At 45.3% G+C, this 1,370-nt stretch carries 1 protein-coding gene; it reads left to right on the top strand.

What is annotated here, in order from left to right:
- Window positions 1-320 precede the first annotated feature (320 nt).
- Window positions 321-1,370, top strand: a 1,050-nt coding sequence (gene yccS, locus R7E78_RS24125; RefSeq protein WP_318058338.1) for a YccS family putative transporter, incomplete at its 3' end; no start/stop codon positions are given.

Genomic DNA, 1,370 nt, shown 5'->3' with positions numbered 1-1,370 from the left:
TAATTGTCATTACTTCAACGCTATAAACCCAAACTCTAGACGGTTTTCGCATCCGAAAACTGCTCTGCATTCTTAAGTCAATGACATTTCTGTCGATTTCATAACCAAGCGTGATTTTTTCTTAAATTAAATCATAAACACGCTATAGTGAGCTTGGTAACATATCCAAACAACTTCAAGATGATAGCGCCCGTGAAAGCCGTTTGTTTTAAGGCTCTATTGGTGAGCGTTAACCGTGAGAACGTCAACTTTCTAACGCCGTCATCCTTGAGTGAAATTGGGAATTTTTCTCCGTTTTTATCGGAAATGTAAGGCGCATTGTGCAAGCAGCTTCTAAATTTCGCCTCTATTGGGCAAATAAAACCATTAACTACAGCATTCTTATATTGATCACCCTGTTGGGTGTCGTTATTCCTGCTTGGTACTTCGGACAAAACACCTTGATCACACCTCTCATACTAGGTGTGATTGCCGCTGCACTAGCGGAAAGTGATGACAGCTTTATGGGACGAATCAAAGCTCTGATTCTCACGTTTATCTGTTTCGCGGTTGCGGCCTTCTCTATTGAAATACTGTTTCATACCCCTTGGCTGTTTGCCACGGGTCTGTTTATTTCCACGTTTGGCTTTATCATGCTTGGCGCAATTGGGCCAAAGTATGCCAGTATCGCATTTGGTTCGTTGCTGATCGCCATTTACACCATGCTCGGCGCGCACGAAAGCACGAATATTTGGTTCCAGCCGTTGTTACTGCTAACTGGCGCCGCTTGGTATTACTTTATGTCGATGATCTGGCAAATGTTCTGGCCGTTGCAGCCGGTGCAATTAAGCCTCGCGAACGTGTTTCTTGCGCTTGCTAATTATCTCGATGCCAAAGCCAAGCTTTTCCACCCAGTCACGAACCTTGCACCGCAACCAATGCGTATTGAAGCGGCTCGCCTTAATGCTGCTACGGTCACCGCACTCAATGCGTGTAAAGCAACGCTACTCACCCGTTCCAAGCGTGGTCATGTAGACGGCCCAAGTGACCGATTCTTGAATATCTATTTTATCGCGCAAGACATTCACGAACGCGTGAGTTCGAGCCACTACCGCTACCAAGATTTGGCAACGGAGTTTGAGCGTTCAGACGTGCTGTTCCGCTTTAAATATCTTCTTGAGACACAAGCGCAAGCTTGCCGAGATATTGCTCAAGCCATTCAACTCGGCAACGAATACACTCACACCGATGAGTCAATTTTGGCTTTAGCAGAACTACAAAATTCACTGGCGTATTTGGAAGAGCAGCAACAAGGTCATTGGAAGCGTTTGTTAATGCAGCTAACTTACCTGTTCAATAACCTCGCTACGGTTGAAAAGCAGCTAAACAAC

Source organism: Vibrio sp. YT-19(2023) (assembly GCF_033337395.1).
The sequence above is the reverse complement of the archived record's forward strand: the minus strand, read 5'-3'. Positions and strand labels throughout refer to the sequence as shown.